Raw genomic sequence first — 17269 nt, 5'->3', positions numbered from 1 at the left:
ATGCCATGAGTACGGAAGTCAGGAGGAAGGGGCCGCGCAGAAAATCCTCCAGAGATTTTCTTTCCAGTCATCATGTGCGGAGCGGTTCAGAGACATCTCTATGGGATATTTTCGCACACCTACGCTCACATATGCCGGATAATTACAGCGAACGCGTGCATGATGCCTGCCGGTATCTTCGTACCTGATGACGCCGTTCGCGTCCGTCTCGACGAGGCCAATAGCGACGTCAAAGTCATAATCCCCATATGGCGAGACACTGTTGTCCATGACGCTGAGCTGGACCGAGGTGGCATCTGGAAAACTGGCGGTGTAAAAGACCAGTTGCTCCGCCGCCATCGAGGGCGTAGCCACCAACACGCCGGCAAACAATGCAATGGCGCGCATTTCCTCCTCCCGAGGATCCAGAGCGAGACTATCACCTCTCGCGTCAATATTCTAATTACTGTTCCGGGCAGTGGGTCGAGGCATTCCGATGCGCGTTGCGTTGCATGTCTCCTCCCATCCGTTACCTCCAGTCAGGACCATCAATGGCAAATCCTCCGCGCCGACCGACAAATCCAATGGCTGCCGCCGAAGCCGCCTTCAAGCCAGTCAAGAAGCCGGCCCCACCGGTTCGCGAAGCCGCAGTTGCTCCAAGTGTCAGAGAGCTTGTTTCAATCAGGATTGATCGAGCTGTCCTGGATTATTTCCAGGGGGATGGACCTGGCTGGCAGGACCGTATTAACGACGCTTTACGGGCCATGGTCGAGAAGCGGATCGCCGCCGAGGACGATCGGTCAGACGACATCACCTAACGAAAATTTGAGCGCCTGGTGATCTTTTCTTGGAATGCAGTATATGCCATGGAAGCCTGTGAAGATCTGGATCATATTCCCGCGTCTGCTTTCGTTTCTGGCCGTCGTGAGCCTTCTCACCGCGCCGATGGTGACACCGTCCGCTGCGCTGACGATGGTTGTCGATCCCGCGGCGACGATGGCGGATATGGCATCCATGCCGGACAGCATGCCCAACTGTCCCGACGAGAGTCAGCCGGCACCTGATTGCCAGAAATCCTGTCCCCTCATGGCCTTGTGCGTCGCCAAGTGCTTTCCGAGCGCTTCGACGGCCGCAGCAATCATGCTGGCCCGGTTATCTCAGGCTGACCTGCTCGCGCCTGGCAACAGAGACGGGCGCGATCTCCCGACTTCTCCGCCGCCGCCAAGACCCCCACGAACCTAAGTTCATCGGCGGCTCCATCGGAGCCGTTTGTCGCCGCGTGGCTGACGGCCCGTGGCTTTGGCATGAGCCTGGCCACGAACTTGCCGTGCATTCCGTGCGGCTGAAAGGATGAACTTGGGGAAACTGACAATGAACTTTTGCAATGCGAAGCACGTTGCAGCCGCGACGCTGATCGGTCTTGCTCTCGGCAGTGCCAATTCGAAGGCATGGGCTGGGATCGACGATTACGAGTTTCAGCTCGTTCAAAGCGCGATCAAGACGGGCGATGCCGCGATTGTCGCCGTCCGTCTCGTCGACAAGCGGTCCGGCAAGGTGGTGCCCGACGCTGTGATCTTTACCCAGCGCATCGACATGGCACCGGACGGTATGGAGGCGATGACCGCGCCCGTCGAGGCGCTGCCGTCCGAAGAGCCCGGCATCTATCGGTTCAAGACCAACCTCATCATGGCAGGAGGCTGGCGCCTTTCGATCGCCGCGAAAATCCAGGGCGAGGCCGAAACAGTCGAGAGCCGTTTGGAATTCAAGGCTACCCAATGAGCAGGCTCGGCTCATTCGTGGCGCTTGCCGTATTGGCGGGCGCGGGCGCCGGCGGATACTGGGCGGGCCAGCGCGATCTGTCCGTCCCGGCGGTGGTGCAAATGATCAGCGCCAACATCGCAAGCGCGCTCGGAGCGGAACAGACCCCGACGGTTGTCGGCTCGTCTGCCTCCGATCCAGTCCTCTACTATCGTCATCCTGACGGCAATCCAGTCTATTCGTCGACACCGAAGCAAACCCCGGATGGTCGGGATTTCGTGGCGGTGCTGGCGAGCGAAGACGTGAGCTTCGAGGCGCGTCCCAAGGACGAGGCGAAGGGGGCCGAAGCGACGGCGCCGGGCGAGCGGAAAATCCTCTACTACCGCAATCCGATGGGCCTGCCGGATACATCGCCGACGCCAAAGAAGGATTCCATGGGGATGGCCTACATCCCGGTCTTCGAAGGCGAAGCGAAGGACGGCGCGACCGTCAAGCTATCGACCGGAAAACTGCAGCGAACGGGTGTGAAGACGGTACCCGCCACCAGAGGCGCAATCGTACGGCCGGTCCGCATTCCCGGCACCGTCACGTTCGATGAGCGCCGCGTAAGCGTCGTCTCGATTCGCACCGAGGCGTTCCTCGAAAAAGTGGCCGACATCACTACGGGAGAAACAATCAAAAAAGGGCGGCCCCTCGTCAGTTTCTATGCCAAGGAAATAGCTGCCGCGGGCGCGCTCTATGCCGCCGATCTAAGGAGCGGCTCGAGCAAGGCAACCGCCAGCGGCAGCTTGCAGCGGTTGACGAACCTTGGCGTTCCCGCCGAAGCAATCGTCGAAATCGAGAAAACCCGGAAGGTGCCGATCTCGGTGACGCTTGTAGCGCCACGCAATGGCGTTGTGTTGGAACGCAGGGCCGTCGACGGCATGATGGCCGAAGCCGGGGAAACGCTGTTTCGGATCGCCGACGCCTCGACGGTCTGGGTGATGGCTGACGTGCCAGAATACGAGCTGAGCTCTGTTCGCGTCGGAGACAAGGCGACTGTGCGCATCCGCAGCTTGTCGGGCAAGGTCTTCGAAGGCAAGGTCGGCCTGATCTATCCGGAAATCCAGGGCCAGACTCGGACCGCGAGGATTCGCATCGAACTCGCAAATCCCAACGGGCTGTTGCTTGCCAACATGTATGCCGATGTGGAGATCGCGACGGGCGGCAACGATCCTGCCGTAACCGTGCCCGACAGCGCCGTCATCGACACGGGCGATCGACAGGTCGTTATTGTCGACAAAGGCGAAGGCAGCTTCGAGCCGCGCGACGTGAAGGTCGGCATGCGGGGCGAGGGCATGGCCGAGATCACGCAGGGCATTACCGAAGGCGAAAAGGTCGTCGTATCTGCGAACTTCCTGATCGATGCCGAAAGCAACCTCAAGGCGGCGCTCAGCGCACTGACGCCCGCGGAGGCGCAGCCATGATCGCCAACCTCATTGCTTGGTCGACGCGCAACCTGGTTCTTGTCTTCTTCGCCAGCGCGCTCGCGGTCGGGGCAGGCGTCTACGCTGTCAAGACCTTGCCGCTCGATGCCATACCCGACCTGTCGGATGTGCAAGTTATCGTCTTCACAGACTATCCGGGCCAGGCTCCGCAAGTTGTCGAGGACCAGGTCACTTATCCGCTGACGACTTCGATGCTGACCGTGCCGCGATCGAAGGTGGTCCGCGGTTTCTCGTTCTTCGGAGTGTCCTTCGTCTATGTGATTTTCGAGGACGGCACCGATCTCTACTGGGCTCGAAGCCGCGTGCTCGAATACCTGAACGCGGCCGCCAGCCGGCTACCCGACGGCGTTGCCCCAACGCTCGGACCCGACGCGACAGGCGTCGGCTGGGTCTATCAGTATGCCGTCGTCGCCAAGGAACTGTCGCTCGCCGAACTCCGATCCCTTCAGGACTGGGTCGTTCGTTTTGCGGCCTCGAAAGCCGAAGGCGTTTCGGAGGTCGCGAGCTTCGGAGGCTTCGTCAAGCAGTATTCGATCGTCGTCGATCCGGTGCGGATGCGCGCTCAAGGCGTAACGCTCGCGGAAGTCGGCGAAGCGGTGCGCACCAGCAACATGGATACCGGCGGGCGAACGGTCGAGATCTCCGAGTTCGAGTTCATGGTGCGCGGGCGCGGCTATCTGAAGAACGTGGCCGACATAGAGAGCATCGTGCTCAAGACCGTGGGCGGCGTGCCGCTCCGGCTTGGCGACGTGGCCAAGGTCGAAATCGTGCCGGACGAACGGCGCGGTATTGCCGAACTCAACGGGGAGGGCGAGGTTGCAAGCGGCATCGTGCTTCAACGGGTCGGCGCGAATGCTCTGACCGTCATCGAGAATGCCAAGGAGAGCCTCCGCGAGATCGAAAAGAGCCTACCAGGCAACGCCAAGATCATCCCCGTCTACGACAGGTCGGAACTCATCAACTCCGCGATCAAGACGCTGAGGTCGACATTGGTGGAGGAGAGCATCGTGGTCGCTCTCGTCACCATCGTCTTCTTGCTTCACGTCAGAAGCGCGCTGGTGGCGATCATCATGCTGCCGGTCGGCATCCTAATGGCCTTCGCCGCGATGAAGCTGCTCGGCCTCGGTTCGAACATTATGAGCCTCGGTGGCATGGCCATCGCCATCGGCGCGATGATCGATGCGGCCATCGTAATGATCGAAAACGCCCACAAGCACCTCGAACGCGCGCCACCGGGCAAGCCCCGCATCGAAGTGCTGGTCAACGCCGCAGCAGAAGTCGGACCCGCGCTATTCTTCAGCCTGCTGATCATCACCGTCTCATTCCTTCCGATCTTCACGCTTGAAAGCCAGGAAGGCCGGCTGTTCGGGCCGCTGGCTTTCACGAAAACCTTCGCTATGGCAGCGGCAGCGCTGCTTTCGGTCACGCTCGTGCCCGCTCTGATGGTCATCTTTGTCCGCGGCCGGATCATCCCGGAACATCGCAACCCGCTCAACAGGCTGCTAATCGGTCTCTATCGGCCGATCATTGCCGGGGTGCTGAAGGCGAAGACCTTCACTATCCTGCTCGCCGTCGTGGCTCTTGCCGTGACGGTCTGGCCGGCGCGCCAGCTCGGCAGCGAGTTCATGCCGAACCTCGATGAGGGGACGCTGATGTACATGCCGACCACCTTGCCGGGAGTTTCGGTCACCAAGGCGGCCGAATTGATGCAGATGCAAAACCGGATCATAAAGTCCTTTCCGGAAGTCGATTCCGTCTTCGGCAAGGCTGGCCGGGCTCAGACCGCGACCGACCCCGCGCCGACCGAGATGTTCGAGACGATCATCAACCTCAAACCGAAATCGCAATGGCGGCCCGGGGTCACTTCGGAAAGCCTGAAGACCGAGATGGACGCAGCACTGCAGTTTCCGGGCGTGTCGAATGCCTGGACGATGCCGATCCGCGCCCGTATCGACATGCTGTCCACGGGCATACGCACGCCAGTCGGAGTCAAGGTCTACGGGACCGAACTCGGTGAAATGGAAAACGTTGCTCGGCAGATCGAGGCGGTGCTGCGGGCGGTGCCCGGCACGTCGAGCGCCTATGCCGAGCGGGTGATAGGCGGCTACTATCTCGACATCGTGCCGGACCGAGCCACCCTTGGGCGCTACGGCCTCTCGGTCGGCGATGTTCAGGATGTGATCTCAGTGGCGCTTGGCGCGAAGGTCATTACGTCCACTGTCGAGGGCCGTGAACGTTATGGCGTTGCGATCCGCTATCCACGCGCTCTCAGAAGCGATCCCGGCGCGATCGCCCGGGACGTGCAGATTGCGCTGCCCGGCGGTGGCTCTGTGCCGCTCGGCGAGGTCGCCAAGGTCGAACTCACGCGCGGCGCGACCTCGATCCGCACCGAGAACGGCCAACTCGCCGTCTACATCTTCGTCGACATCGCTGGCCGCGACCTTGGCGGCTATGTCAACGAGGCTCAAGCCGCAGTCGCCGCCGAAGTGAAGCTACCACCCGGTTATTCCGTCGCCTGGAGCGGGCAGTTCGAATATCTCGAGCGGGCCCAGGCGCGGCTGAAGATTGTCGTGCCGCTGACGCTGGCGCTGATTTTCCTGCTGCTCTACCTCAATTTCCGCACGCTGACCGAGACGCTGATCGTCATGCTATCGCTGCCCTTTGCGATCGTCGGCGGCATCTGGATGATGTGGTGGCTGGGCTTCAACATGTCGGTTGCGGTCGCCGTCGGTTTCATTGCGCTCGCGGGCGTGGCGGCCGAAACGGGCGTCATCATGCTGATCTATCTCGACAAGGCGTGGACGGATACGAGGGTCAGATGTGCGGCCCAGAAGCGTGGTTTGACAAGCACGGATCTAAACGAGGCGATCATGTTCGGCGCCGTCGAGCGGGTGCGACCGAAGATGATGACAGTCGTCGCCATCATGGCGGGCTTGTTGCCGATCTTGTGGAGCACGGGAACCGGATCGGAAGTCATGCAGCGCATCGCCGTCCCTATGATCGGCGGCATGATTTCCTCAACGATCCTGACGCTCGTCGTGATTCCGGCCGTCTACGGCATCGTTAAGGGCTGGCGGTTGCCGAGGCGGAGTGTCGTTGAAGAACCGCTGGTAGCGGCTCCGACTAGATTGGCCGCGGAATAGGAGGAGCAAAAAAGTATCAGATGATGTCGGGCGGCATGTGGGGATGCATCATGCCGGCAGCACACCGTCGCCGGCGGGCAAGCTCCCGATAAAACGCCTCCGGCGTAACGGCGATCTCCGACGCAACATGATGCCAGCGTCCCTTGGGTGGCAAGACGCCGCCGTTGCATGCCATCCAGGCGCTGACTCTCGCCGCGACGGATTTCAGGGATAGTATCTCTGCCCGCGTCCGCGTCCGGTGGACCTCGCCTGCCAAGTGTCGCAGCAGTGCGGAGGTCAGCGCGCGATCGCTTTCGAGCACCGCCTTGGCCTTGGTGATTGGCACGGCGCGCACCGTCGATTCCTCGGTTGCCAAGGCGTCGCAATGATATCGATCCGCAAACAGCGAAGCCTCGGCCAGGATCGAAGCCGAGCCGGCACGCTGCAACGTCAGCTGGAACCCGTCGGGAAGTGCTCGGACAAGGCGCAGTTCTCCCGCGGTGACCAGGAAGAGCGACAGCACCGGGTCGTCCATACGAAACAGGACGCTGCCGGCAGGGAGAGAATGCTCGCGTTCCGCGAGTTCGAGGAATCGCGCGAAGAGGAGTTCCGACATGATCACAATCATGTTTCAGTTTTTGCGGCCGTGTCAAACGTCGCAAACACGAAACGCTGGAGATCGCTCGATGAACCGCATCCCCATTGCCGTGCTGTTTCTTCTGCTGACTTTTCTTGCTGCCCCTCACGGGCTGGCGCAGCAGCATGGCGACATCAACCATCACAAGGCCGTTGCAGGAAAAGACCCAACCACCTCGTCTTATTCCGGGATGGAGAAACGCCGCGTGAAGGCGCTCTCGGACGAGCAGATTTCCGACCTTATGGCGGGGCGAGGGATGGGTCTGGCATTGGCGGCCGAACTCAATTCCTATCCGGGTCCGTCACATGTCCTCGATCTCCGTGATGCTCTTGATCTCAGCGACGAACAGGCCTCGTGGACCAAGGCCCTGCTGGATCAGATGAAGGCAGAAACCATCCCGCTCGGAAGACGAATCATCGAGGAAGAAACCGAACTGGACCGCTTGTTTTCCGAACGAAAGATAACGTCGACGCACCTCGTTGAAATGACAAAAACCATCGCCGACGTGCAAGGCGCGCTACGAGCAGCGCACCTGCGCTATCATCTCGATATGGCCGAGTTGCTCACCTCTGAGCAGATCGGCCGGTACTCGCAGCTTCGCGGATACTCTGGCCGGGTCGATTGAACAGGGTTACGCACGCAACTTTGGCTTCATCAGCGGACGCTATTGCGCGACCGCACCTTCCAGGTAGCCGATTATCGCGGCGCGCTGGGCGGCGTTGGGAACGCCCACTGTCATCGACGTGCCTGGCACCCTCTGGCGCGGTGCTGCAAGGAAGCTATCGAGCGACTGGCTGTCCCAAACGATCCCTGATTCCCGCATAGCGGCCGAATAGCGGGCACCCTCGACGCTGCCAGACGTGCGGCCGATAACGCCCGACAGATGCGGGCCGACCCTGTTCTGGCCCGGCTCGAGGCTGTGGCAGGTGCCGCAGCGCTGCCGGAACAGCCGCTCGCCGTCTGCCTGCTGCGCGGAAGCGGCGCTCGGTAACAGCAGGCCGCCGGCGACCAAGAGCGCAGCCAGCGACCTACGCGCTCGCGTGACAGACGTCTGCAGGGATGCAGTCGCTGCTCCGGCGGAAATGTGGGTGCGTGTCGTGGCATGTGAATGGTTCATCGGATGACCTTTGCGGAACGTTCGGGGAGGGGCTTTGCTGGTAACCGGAGGCTTCCGGCAAGGCCAGCCGCTCACCAGCGAGAGCGGCGGCTGGGTCGAGGAGGCGCGGGGAGGATGCAGGTCGTGACTTGTCCTTCGCTGCGACAGCGATGATCTAATTATGGCGCGGCAGCGCGGGAGTTCCGATCGCGGGACGGTTTCGGGATCGCAGTCCGGTCGGGGGTTTCGTCTCAGGCACGGGCGCCGGGGCAAGCTGCTTGGCCATGTCGATCAGCGGCAGCCTGATAATCGCGCGAAGGCCCTCGCTCCGGTTCTCCAGCACGATGTCGCCGCCATGGTGACGGGCGATGGCGCGGGCGATTGACAGGCCGAGCCCGACGCCGCCGGTCTCCCGGTTGCGCGACTGCTCCAGGCGGAAGAAGGGGGCGAACACCTGTTCCATGTCGCCTTGCGGAATGCCGGGTCCGGCGTCCTCGACGACGATGTCCAGACTGTCGTCACTCCTGACCAGGCTCACCTTGGCCTGCTCGCCGTAGCGGACGGCATTTTCGACGAGGTTGCGGATCGCCCGGCGCAGGGAGTCCGGCCGGCAGCGATACAGCACCTTGGGCCCGTCATTGACGGTGACGTTTTGGCCCAGCTCCGCGAGATCGTCGCAGAGGCTGCCGACCAGTGCTGAAAGGTCGACGGTGCGCGTCGCCTCTACCGCGGCGTCCTCACGCGCGAAGGCGAGCGCCGCTTCCGTCATCGTCTGGATTTCCTCGATGGTCTTCAGCATCTTTTCCTGGAGTTCGTGATCCTGGACAAACTCCGCGCGCAGCCGCAGCGAGGTCAGCGGCGTGCGCAGGTCGTGGCTGATCGCCGCAAGCATCCGCGTGCGGTCCTCGACGAAGCGCTGCAGGCGCTCCTGCATGCGGTTGAACGCCTCGGCGGTCTGGCGGATGTCGTCGGGTCCTGATTCTGGCAGCCGCGGCACGGCCTCGCCACGACCGAACAGTTCGGCGGCATTGGCGAGCCGTCGCAGCGGACGCGCGATTGCCTGCGCCCCGAAAATCGCGATGGCGGACAGGATGAGCGCGGTGAGCGCCAGCGATATCGCCGATTGCGTCGTCCAGAAGGCGTTCGGCATTGCCTTGGCGTAGGCGGCATTCAGCCAGGTGCTGTCGTCGAGACGAACCGAAAGGCCCATGCCGTTTGGGGCGGCGTCCATATAAAGAAACTTGGCCGGCCGCGAGAAGGGCCTGCCATTGCCGGACAAATCCAACATGCGCGGCGGCACGGAACGATCGGCGGCATCGACTGCGTTCGAGGCCTGTCCGTTCATGTAGGCGGCATATTTGCCGGCAATCCCGGGCAGCGGCTTGGCGAGCTGGGTAAATGCCTCCTGTTGCCAAGCGAGGGGATTGCTCGGTCCGTCGTCCGAGGTCCAGAAACGCGTATAGGCCGTGCCGCTGACGTTGAGGATGTCGGGCCGAAGCGATGGCGGCGTGGTGTCAAGCAGAAGCGCCAGCGAGGAGGTGCGGCTGACGAACTCGCCCTTGGCCGCCGCGTGCAGGGCCTGGCCGCGCTCGTCCCACGAGATCAGGAACGTGATCGCCTGCGACAGGGCGAGCGCAAGCAGCACCAGCATGAGGAAGCGGGCCGCCAGGCTGCGTCTCCACAACAGCATCATGCCTGGGCCACCTCGGCGGTGAAGCAGTAGCCGCCGCCCCAGTGCGTCTTGATCAGCATCGGACTCTTCGGATCCGCCTCGATCTTCTTGCGCAGCCGGCTCACCTGGTTATCGACGGCCCTGTCAAACCCGTCGGCGGTGCGCCCGACCGTGAGGTCGAGCAACTGATCCCGGCTAAGCACGATTCCGACATGCTCGATGAAGGCGGTGAGAAGGCGGAATTCAGCCGTGCTGAGCGCGACTGCCACGCCGTCGAGACCGACCAGCTCGCGGCGGCCGACATTCAGCGTCCAGCGGTCGAACCGAAGCGCGTTCGACTTGAGGCGGCCGCGCTGCGGCGGCAGGCTGTGGACGCGCCTGAGCACAGCCTTGATCCGCGCCAGCAGTTCCCGCGGGTTGAACGGCTTGGTCAGGTAGTCGTCGGCCCCGATCTCGAGGCCCACGATCCGGTCGATCTCCTCGGCCATGGCGGTGAGGAAGATGATCGGAACGTCGACCGTCCCGCGCACGTGCCGGCAGGCGGCGATGCCGTCCTCGCCAGGCATCATGACGTCGAGCACGATGAGATCGGGCAGGCTGCGGTCGAGCAGCCGCTTGAGCGCGGCCGTGCTGTCGGCGACGCTGACGCGGTAACCCTGCTGGGTGAGGTATTTCCCGACGAGGTCGCGGATGTCCCTGTGGTCGTCGACGACCGCGATGTGCTGCGCCACTTCCATGCAATGCTCCAAAGCCGCCGCCAAATAGTCGGCCAGTATCGACGATATCTAGTTTGCGTCTACACGGATGATCACCTTCCGCACCATGGCGGCAATCTCGCGCGGCATCAACAAACCGTGAGAAGTGTAACGAAGTGTATCAGAACGCTTCGCCTGCGACAGCTTGCGATGAACTGACGGTCATCGGGACAAGGTTCTGCGACAGGTCCTGGCTAATTTGGCCTCGTCGCTAGCCGGGACTTCCGGTCTCTGCCGCCAGGCCATGCCGCGCGGCATCCGGACGGCGGTCCTCGCCAGCCTTTGATCGAAAGGATTGCACAATGGCCAGATTGATCGTCAACGGCACGCCACGTGACATCGAGGTCGATCCGGACACGCCGCTGCTATGGGTGATCCGCGAGCAGATCGGGCTTACCGGAACGAAGTACGGTTGCGGGGTTGCCGCTTGCGGCGCCTGCACCGTCCATATAGACGGCGCCGCCACGCGCTCGTGCGTGCTTCCGGTGAGCGCGGTCGAGCCGGACCAGCAAATCACCACCATCGAGGGGCTTTCGCCGGATAGTTCGCATCCGGTCCAGCAGGCGTGGCTGGCGCTCGACGTGCCGCAATGCGGCTACTGCCAGGCCGGCATGATCATGGCTGTGGCGGGTCTGCTCATGCAGAACCCGAACCCCACGGACGAAGACATCAACGCCGAGATCACCAATATCTGCCGCTGCGGCACCTACAACCGGGTGCGCGCCGCGATCAAGCTGGCCGCCAATGGCGGTGAAGCCACGCAACGCGGTTGAGGAGAATATCCATGAACGCCATAATTTCCATCTCCCGCCGCAGCTTCATCGTTGGCGTGGCCTCCACGGCTGGCGGCCTGTCCCTCGGGTTCAACGTGCCGTTCATCAAGCCTGCACTTGCCGAGGGCGCCGAGACGGCGCCGGAGATCAACGCCTGGGTGGTGATCAGGCCCGACGACACGGTGATCATCCGCATCGCCCGCTCCGAGATGGGGCAGGGGACTCTGACCGGCCTGGCGCAACTCGTCGCCGAGGAGCTGAATTGCGACTGGTCCAAGGTCACGACCGAATATCCGTCGCCGGCCCAGAATCTCGCGCGCGACCGCGTATGGGGCAATTTCTCGACCGGTGGCAGCCGAGGCATCCGCGAATCGCACGAATATGTGCGCATTGGTGGCGCCATCGCGCGCGAGATGCTGATTGCCGCTGCGGCCGCCGAATGGGGCGTGCCGGCCAGCGAATGCACCGCAAGGATGGGCATGGTCACGCATGCGGCATCGGATCGCGCCACCTTTTATGGACAGTTGGCCGCCGCCGCTGCGCGGATGACGCCGCCCGCCAATGTCACGCTGAAGGACCCGAAGGATTGGACCATAGCCGGCAAGCCGCTGCCGCGGCTTGATACGGCCGATAAGCTCAACGGCAGCCAGGTCTACGGCACTGACCTCAAGCTGCCGAACATGCTCAACGCGGCAATCCGGGCCTGCCCGTATTTCGGCGGCAAGGTGGAGAGCTTCGACGCGGCGGCGGTGGCTGAAATGCCCGGCGTGCGCACCGTCGTTCAGGTCGACGAGACCGCTGTTGCTGTTGTAGCCGACACGTGGTGGCGGGCGAAGACCGCTCTCGATGCCTTGCCGGTCGTCTGGGACGAAGGTCCCAACCGGCAGGTCACCAGCGCCTCGATCGCGGCGATGCTCGAAGAAGGCCTCGGCGCAAATGACGCCTTCATTGGCGCCGAGCAAGGTGACGCTGGAGCCGCCCTGTCCGCTGGCGGCCGAACGGTCACGGCGACTTATGCCTATCCCTATCAGAACCACGCAACCATGGAGCCGATGAACGCGACGGCGCTCTACACGCCGGAGCGCTGCGAGGTTTGGGTGCCGACCCAGAATGGCGAGGCGAGCCTTGCCGCAGCGGCCGAGGCCGCCGGCCTGCCGGTGCAGCAATGCGAGGTGCATAAGATCCATCTCGGCGGCGGCTTCGGCCGGCGCGGCAACTTCCAGGACTATGTGCGCCAAGCGGTCAGCATTGCCAAGCAGGTGCCGGGAGCACCCGTAAAGCTCATCTGGTCGCGTGAAGAGGACATGCTGCACGGCGCCTATCATCCGACGACGCGGTGCCGACTGACGGGCGCGCTCGACGCGGACGGCAACCTGACCGCTCTGCACATGCGTATATCCGGCCAGTCGATCCTTGCGGCGGTGCGGCCGGAAGGCATGCAGAACGGCATGGACCCGGTCGTCTTCCAGGGCCTCGTCCTCAGTGGCACGGAAGGCACACTGGGCTACACGGTGGACAATCTGCGGATCGACCATGCCATGCGCAACCCGCCGATCCCGCCGGGCTTCTGGCGTGGCGTGAACCTCAACCAGAATGCGCTCTACGTCGAGTGTTTCATGGACGAACTCGCCCATGCGGCCGGCGTCGACCCGCTCGCCTTCCGCCGCAAGCTGATGGCCAAGCATCCGAAGCACCTCGCCGTGCTGGAGGCGGTTGCCGAGCGGATCGGCTGGGACACCCCGCCAGCCGCCGGCGTTCACCGCGGCCTGGCGCAGATCATGGGTTTCGGTAGTTATGTCGCGGCGGCAGCGGAGGTTTCGGTCACCGACGGGCAGCTCAGGATCCATCGCATCGTGGCGGCCACCGATCCGGGTCATGTCGTCAATCCCGCACAAGTGGAGCGGCAGGTCGAGGGCTCCTTCGTCTATGGCCTTTCCGCCTGCATCTACGGCGAATGCACCGTCAATGGCGGCCGCATGGAGCAGGAGAACTTCGACAGCTACGAGGTCATGCGCATGGCCGAAATGCCTGATGTGGAGACGATCATCGTGCCGTCCGGCGGCTTCTGGGGCGGCGTCGGCGAGCCGACCATCGCGGTCGCCGCGCCGGCCGTCCTCAATGCCATCTTCGCCGCCACCGGAAAGCGCATCCGCACGCTGCCGCTGAAAAACCATGACCTCGCATGACATGATGCGCCCAAAGAACAGGCGCGGACGATCGTTCGCGCCCGTCCTGGTTGCGGCGCTCGCGGCCAGCGCGCCGGCATGGGCCGGCGCAGCGCCTGGTGCGGCGGCGTGCACCGGCTGTCACGGGCCGGCGGCGCTTGGCTCAGCCATCCCCTCGCTCGACGGCCACGCGGCGGACGACATCGTCGCCCAGATGCAAGCCTTCCGTTCCGGTGAGCGCAAGGCGACGGTCATGGACCGCATCGCTAGGGGATATACCGAGGAAGAGACGCGCGCCATCGCCGAATGGCTCGCCAAACCCGAGGCGGCACGCCATGCCCAGCCGTAGAGCCTTGATCGGCGGCGCGGCGGCCAGCGTCGCCGCGGCGGTCCTTGCTGCGCCGCAGGTACGCGCACAGGCGCAGCCCAGCGTGGTCGTGGTCGGCGGCGGCTTTGCCGGGGCAAGCTGCGCCCGCGCACTGAAGCAGCTGGATCGCGACCTTGCCGTGACGCTGATCGAGCCGGAGACAGCCTATCTGGCCTGCCCGTTCAGCAATGCCGTGCTTGCAGGGCTGCGCGGTATCGAGGCGCAGACCTTCGGCTATGACCGGTTCGGCGACATCGGGTTCATCCGCAAGCGCGCTGTCGCCGTCGATGCCGAGCGCCGGCGCGTTCGGCTGGATGACGGAACTGACATCGGCTACGTCAGGCTGGTGCTGGCGCCCGGCGTAGACCTGCGCTTCGACGCGCTGCCGGGCTACGACGAGGCGGCGGCGGAGATCATGCCGCATGCCTGGAAGGCGGGGCCGCAGACGTTGCTGCTGCGCGACCAGCTCGCGGCGATGCCGGACGGTGGGGTGGTCATTCTCTCCGCGCCAGCCAATCCGTTCCGCTGCCCGCCCGGTCCCTACGAGCGAGCAAGCCTCATCGCGCATTACCTCAAGACCAGCAAGCCACGCTCGAAGCTGATCATCCTCGACGCCAAGGACGCCTTTTCGAAGCAGCGGCTGTTCGAAGCCGCCTGGCGAGAGCTCTATCCCGGCCTGATTGAATGGGTGCCGCTGTCCTCGGGCGGCAGGGTGACGGAAGTCGACCCGGTGACAAGGACGCTGGTGACCGAGTTCGGCAGCCACAAGGCCGATATCGCCAACGTCATCCCACCACAACGTGCGGGCAGGATCGCGCAGTCGGCCGGTGTCGCGGATCAGACGGGCTGGTGCCCGATCGACCCGGTCACCTTCGAGTCCCGCCTGCAGCCAGCGATCCACGTCATCGGCGACGCGGCGATCGGTGGGGCGATGCCGAAATCCGCCTTCAGCGCCAACGCCCAGGCAAAAGCCTGCGCTGCGGCGGTCGCCGCGCTGGTCAGGGAGCGGCAGCCGGCGCAGCCGAAGCTCATCAACACCTGCTACAGCCTGATCGCGCCCGGCTACGGCATTTCGATCGCAGGCGTCTACCAGCCGCGCGACGGCCTGCTTGCCGAGGTGGAGGGTGCGGGCGGCACCAGCCCGCTTGAAGCGCCGTCCTCTGTCCGCGAACTGGAAGCGGCCTATGCGGAGGACTGGTTCCGGACGATCACCAGCGAAGTGTTCGGATGATGAGGACGGCTTGCCTCGCTGTTGCGGGATTGCTGCTTGCGGCCTCGTCTGGTGCCTGCGAGGAGGCGGGATCTTACGTCGTGACCGGCGATGCGATCATGGAGCCTCTGGTCGGCGGCAAGGGTGATCCGGCGCGCGGCGCCGCGCTGATCTCGGACCGGCAGCGCAGCCTCTGCACGCTCTGCCACAGCGGGCCGTTCCCCGATGCGCATCTGCACGGCACGCTGGCGCCCGACCTGACCGGCGTCGGGGCAAGGCTTTTGGAAGGCCAGATCCGGCTGCGCGTGGTCGACATGAAACGGCTCGTGCCGAATACGATCATGCCTTCCTACTACCGGATCGCGGAAGAGGAAGGCCGGCGCGTCGCCACCGCCTGGCGCAGCAAGCCGATCCTGACCGGCGCCGACATCGAGGATATCGTCGCCTATCTCACGACGCTGAAGGGGTGATTATGCGCGAAGACCCGCTTCGAGTTCACGGAGGCTTGGTCGGACGGCGGCAGTTTCTTCGGGCCGGCATGACCGGCCTTCTGGTGATCAGCCTGCCGCGCTGGGCCGTTGCCCGTCCGAGCCTCGATGAAGCGATCCGTACCTTCACCGGGGGAGCCGACGTTCTCGACGGCCGCGTCCGGCTCGACCTGCCGCCTTTGGTCGAAAACGGCAATGCGGTCGGGATCACGGTCGCCGCCGAGAGCCCGATGACCGCGGACGATCATGTCCGGCGCATCGCGGTCTTCAACGAGAAGAACCCGGAGGCGAATGTCGCGGTTTTCCGTCTCGGGCCGCGCTCGGGCCGCGCCACCGTCTCGACGAGGATCCGGCTCGCGACCTCCCAGGTGGTGGTCGCGGTCGCTGAGATGAGCGACGGCAGCTTCTGGTCAAGCCGTGCAAGCGCGATCGTCACGCTGGCCGCTTGTATCGAGGATCTCTCATAATGGCGCGCGCACTCGTCAACGTGCCGAAAGCGGCCAGGCAGGGCGAGGTCGTCGAGATCCGAGCGATGATCGCGCATCCGATGGAGACCGGCTACCGTGTCGGCCCAAACGGCATCAACATCCCACGCGACATCATCCGCCGTTTTGCCTGTACCTACAACGGCGAGGAGGTGTTTTCGGCCGATCTCTTTCCAGCGGTATCGGCCAATCCGTTCATCGCCTTCACGCTCGTCGCCACGACGAGCGGCACGATCGACTTCACCTGGACGGACGATGCCGGAAAGACTCAAACGGCATCGGCCGAAATCACGGTGGGCTGATGCGTGCCCTCTGGGGCCTGGTGGGGATCATCGCGGCGGTCGTCTGCAGCATGGCTATCGCTGCCGGCATCGAAGGCAGCGCAAAGCGCTCCGGCTTCGACTTCATGACGCCGGAGACGCAGGCGCTGCAAGCCGACGACATGAGCAACCCCGGTATGCTGTGGGTGCTGCAGGGCGAGCAGCTCTGGCAGCAGTCGGAGGGTAGGGCGGATGTCGCCTGCGCCGGCTGCCATGGCGATGCCAGTCAGACTATGCGCGGCGTTGCCACGCGCTACCCGGCCTTTGACGAGGCGACGGGACGGCCGATCGACCTTGCCGGGCGCATCAATTCCTGCCGCGGGGAGCGGCAGCAGGCCGAGCCGCTGACGCCGGAATCTGACGCGTTGCTCGCCCTGACGGCCTATGTGACGCATCAGTCGCGCGGCATGCCAATCACACCGGCGATCGACGCCCGGCTGGCGCCGTTTCGCGACAACGGTCGGCGTCTGTTCCAGAGCCGTATCGGCCAGCTCGATCTTTCCTGCGCCTCCTGCCACGACGACAATTGGGGCAAACGGCTCGGCGGCAGTGTCATGCCGCAGGCGCATCCGACCGGCTATCCGCTCTACCGGCTGGAGTGGCAGACGGTCGGTTCGCTGCAGCGGCGCCTGCGCAACTGCATGATCGGGGTCAGGGCGGAGCCCTTCGCCTTTGGCGCACCGGAACTCGTTGACCTTGAGCTCCATCTGATGGAGCGGGCCCGTGGCTTGCGGGTCGAGACGCCGGCGGTCCGGCCATGATGCCGGCCAACGGCCGGTCTTCATCTGTCGCCGACGGACGGTTGATCGCAACACGGCGCGCGCGGGTCTGGCAGGGCCTTGCTAACCTCGCAGATGTCGTCGATATGGAGCTTGATGAGTTCACCGAAGGTTTGGCGAAAAGCGCAGTATCGTGGCGCACGCTCGTGTGTACTTGACACAAGCTAACGATTTAA

20 protein-coding genes are annotated in these 17269 nt (G+C 63.9%); 14 read left to right on the top strand and 6 right to left on the bottom strand.

What is annotated here, in order from left to right:
- Positions 1-18: 18 nt before the first annotated feature.
- On the bottom strand, positions 19-387 hold the full coding sequence (locus RPG13_RS20975; protein ID WP_127291766.1) for a hypothetical protein: 369 nt from the start codon (positions 385-387) through the stop codon (positions 19-21).
- Positions 388-530: 143 nt separating this feature from the next.
- Between RPG13_RS20975 and RPG13_RS20970 the strand changes: the two genes are divergently transcribed.
- Complete coding sequence (locus RPG13_RS20970; protein ID WP_126106538.1) at positions 531-797, top strand: BrnA antitoxin family protein; 267 nt, start codon at positions 531-533, stop codon at positions 795-797.
- Here the strand turns inward: RPG13_RS20970 and RPG13_RS20965 are convergent.
- Positions 780-1007 carry a hypothetical protein gene (locus RPG13_RS20965; protein WP_164547207.1) on the bottom strand — a complete coding sequence of 76 codons (228 nt, stop codon included), beginning with the start codon at positions 1005-1007 and terminating at the stop codon, positions 780-782. The genes RPG13_RS20970 and RPG13_RS20965 overlap by 18 nt on opposite strands.
- A gap of 343 nt (positions 1008-1350) precedes the next feature.
- On the opposite strand from RPG13_RS20965, the gene RPG13_RS20960 reads away from it, so the two are divergent.
- From RPG13_RS20960 to RPG13_RS20950, 3 genes are read left to right on the top strand one after another with little or no spacing between them, the layout of a single operon-like run.
- Positions 1351-1758: a FixH family protein gene (locus RPG13_RS20960; protein ID WP_337125918.1), complete on the top strand. Its 408-nt coding sequence runs from the start codon at positions 1351-1353 to the stop codon at positions 1756-1758.
- A complete protein-coding gene (locus tag RPG13_RS20955) occupies positions 1755-3203 on the top strand; it encodes an efflux RND transporter periplasmic adaptor subunit (RefSeq protein WP_127291771.1) in 1449 nt (482 codons plus the stop codon). Before RPG13_RS20960 ends, RPG13_RS20955 begins: the two co-directional genes overlap by 4 nt.
- Complete coding sequence (locus tag RPG13_RS20950; RefSeq protein WP_095485170.1) at positions 3200-6367, top strand: efflux RND transporter permease subunit; 3168 nt, start codon at positions 3200-3202, stop codon at positions 6365-6367. The genes RPG13_RS20955 and RPG13_RS20950 overlap by 4 nt, the downstream gene beginning before the upstream one ends.
- Positions 6368-6383: 16 nt before the next feature.
- Here RPG13_RS20950 and RPG13_RS20945 read toward each other — a convergent pair whose 3' ends face one another.
- Entirely contained in the window at positions 6384-6962 is a 579-nt protein-coding gene (locus RPG13_RS20945) for a Crp/Fnr family transcriptional regulator (RefSeq protein WP_164759128.1), read from the bottom strand.
- A 70-nt stretch (positions 6963-7032) separates the two neighbouring features.
- Between RPG13_RS20945 and RPG13_RS20940 the strand changes: the two genes are divergently transcribed.
- Positions 7033-7608 (top strand): Spy/CpxP family protein refolding chaperone, encoded by a 576-nt coding sequence (locus RPG13_RS20940; protein WP_127204799.1) that lies wholly within the window; start codon positions 7033-7035, stop codon positions 7606-7608.
- A gap of 39 nt (positions 7609-7647) precedes the next feature.
- Here the strand turns inward: RPG13_RS20940 and RPG13_RS20935 are convergent, their stop codons facing one another.
- The 3 genes from RPG13_RS20935 to RPG13_RS20925 form a co-directional block, all read right to left on the bottom strand.
- Complete coding sequence (locus tag RPG13_RS20935) at positions 7648-8100, bottom strand: c-type cytochrome (RefSeq protein WP_127204800.1); 453 nt, start codon at positions 8098-8100, stop codon at positions 7648-7650.
- 154 nt (positions 8101-8254) lie between these two features.
- Positions 8255-9772 (bottom strand): ATP-binding protein, encoded by a 1518-nt coding sequence (locus RPG13_RS20930; RefSeq protein WP_127204801.1) that lies wholly within the window; start codon positions 9770-9772, stop codon positions 8255-8257.
- Positions 9769-10488, bottom strand: a complete 720-nt coding sequence (locus RPG13_RS20925; RefSeq protein ID WP_095485165.1) for a response regulator — start codon at positions 10486-10488, stop codon at positions 9769-9771. The genes RPG13_RS20930 and RPG13_RS20925 overlap by 4 nt, the downstream gene beginning before the upstream one ends.
- A 320-nt stretch (positions 10489-10808) precedes the next feature.
- Between RPG13_RS20925 and RPG13_RS20920 the strand changes: the two genes are divergently transcribed.
- Genes RPG13_RS20920 through RPG13_RS20880 form a run of 9 tightly spaced genes read left to right on the top strand, consistent with a single transcriptional unit; the run spans position 10809 to position 17251 of the window.
- Positions 10809-11279 carry a (2Fe-2S)-binding protein gene (locus RPG13_RS20920; RefSeq protein WP_095485164.1) on the top strand — a complete coding sequence of 157 codons (471 nt, stop codon included), beginning with the start codon at positions 10809-10811 and terminating at the stop codon, positions 11277-11279.
- A gap of 11 nt (positions 11280-11290) precedes the next feature.
- On the top strand, positions 11291-13465 hold the full coding sequence (locus RPG13_RS20915) for a xanthine dehydrogenase family protein molybdopterin-binding subunit (RefSeq protein WP_128285586.1): 2175 nt from the start codon (positions 11291-11293) through the stop codon (positions 13463-13465).
- Positions 13452-13793, top strand: coding sequence for a c-type cytochrome (locus RPG13_RS20910; protein ID WP_245467846.1), 342 nt, complete (start codon positions 13452-13454; stop codon positions 13791-13793). The genes RPG13_RS20915 and RPG13_RS20910 overlap by 14 nt, the downstream gene beginning before the upstream one ends.
- Positions 13780-15042 carry an NAD(P)/FAD-dependent oxidoreductase gene (locus RPG13_RS20905; RefSeq protein ID WP_337125908.1) on the top strand — a complete coding sequence of 421 codons (1263 nt, stop codon included), beginning with the start codon at positions 13780-13782 and terminating at the stop codon, positions 15040-15042. The genes RPG13_RS20910 and RPG13_RS20905 overlap by 14 nt, the downstream gene beginning before the upstream one ends.
- The gene (soxX, locus tag RPG13_RS20900) at positions 15039-15491 is read left to right on the top strand and encodes a sulfur oxidation c-type cytochrome SoxX (RefSeq protein WP_095485162.1); all 453 of its coding nucleotides are present in this window, start codon (positions 15039-15041) and stop codon (positions 15489-15491) included. Before RPG13_RS20905 ends, soxX begins: the two co-directional genes overlap by 4 nt.
- 2 nt (positions 15492-15493) lie before the next feature.
- Positions 15494-15976, top strand: a complete 483-nt coding sequence (locus tag RPG13_RS20895) for a SoxY-related AACIE arm protein (RefSeq protein WP_128285587.1) — start codon at positions 15494-15496, stop codon at positions 15974-15976.
- On the top strand, positions 15976-16296 hold the full coding sequence (gene soxZ, locus RPG13_RS20890) for a thiosulfate oxidation carrier complex protein SoxZ (protein WP_095485160.1): 321 nt from the start codon (positions 15976-15978) through the stop codon (positions 16294-16296). Before RPG13_RS20895 ends, soxZ begins: the two co-directional genes overlap by 1 nt.
- Positions 16296-17075, top strand: coding sequence for a sulfur oxidation c-type cytochrome SoxA (gene soxA / locus RPG13_RS20885; protein ID WP_095485159.1), 780 nt, complete (start codon positions 16296-16298; stop codon positions 17073-17075). The genes soxZ and soxA overlap by 1 nt, the downstream gene beginning before the upstream one ends.
- The gene (locus tag RPG13_RS20880; RefSeq protein ID WP_337125905.1) at positions 17072-17251 is read left to right on the top strand and encodes a hypothetical protein; all 180 of its coding nucleotides are present in this window, start codon (positions 17072-17074) and stop codon (positions 17249-17251) included. Before soxA ends, RPG13_RS20880 begins: the two co-directional genes overlap by 4 nt.
- Positions 17252-17269 lie beyond the last annotated feature (18 nt).

The sequence above is a fragment of the Mesorhizobium sp. ISC15 genome (assembly GCF_037162615.1).
Taxonomy (GTDB): domain Bacteria; phylum Pseudomonadota; class Alphaproteobacteria; order Rhizobiales; family Rhizobiaceae; genus Mesorhizobium; species Mesorhizobium mediterraneum.
This window is presented reverse-complemented; position numbering and strand designations above follow the sequence as displayed.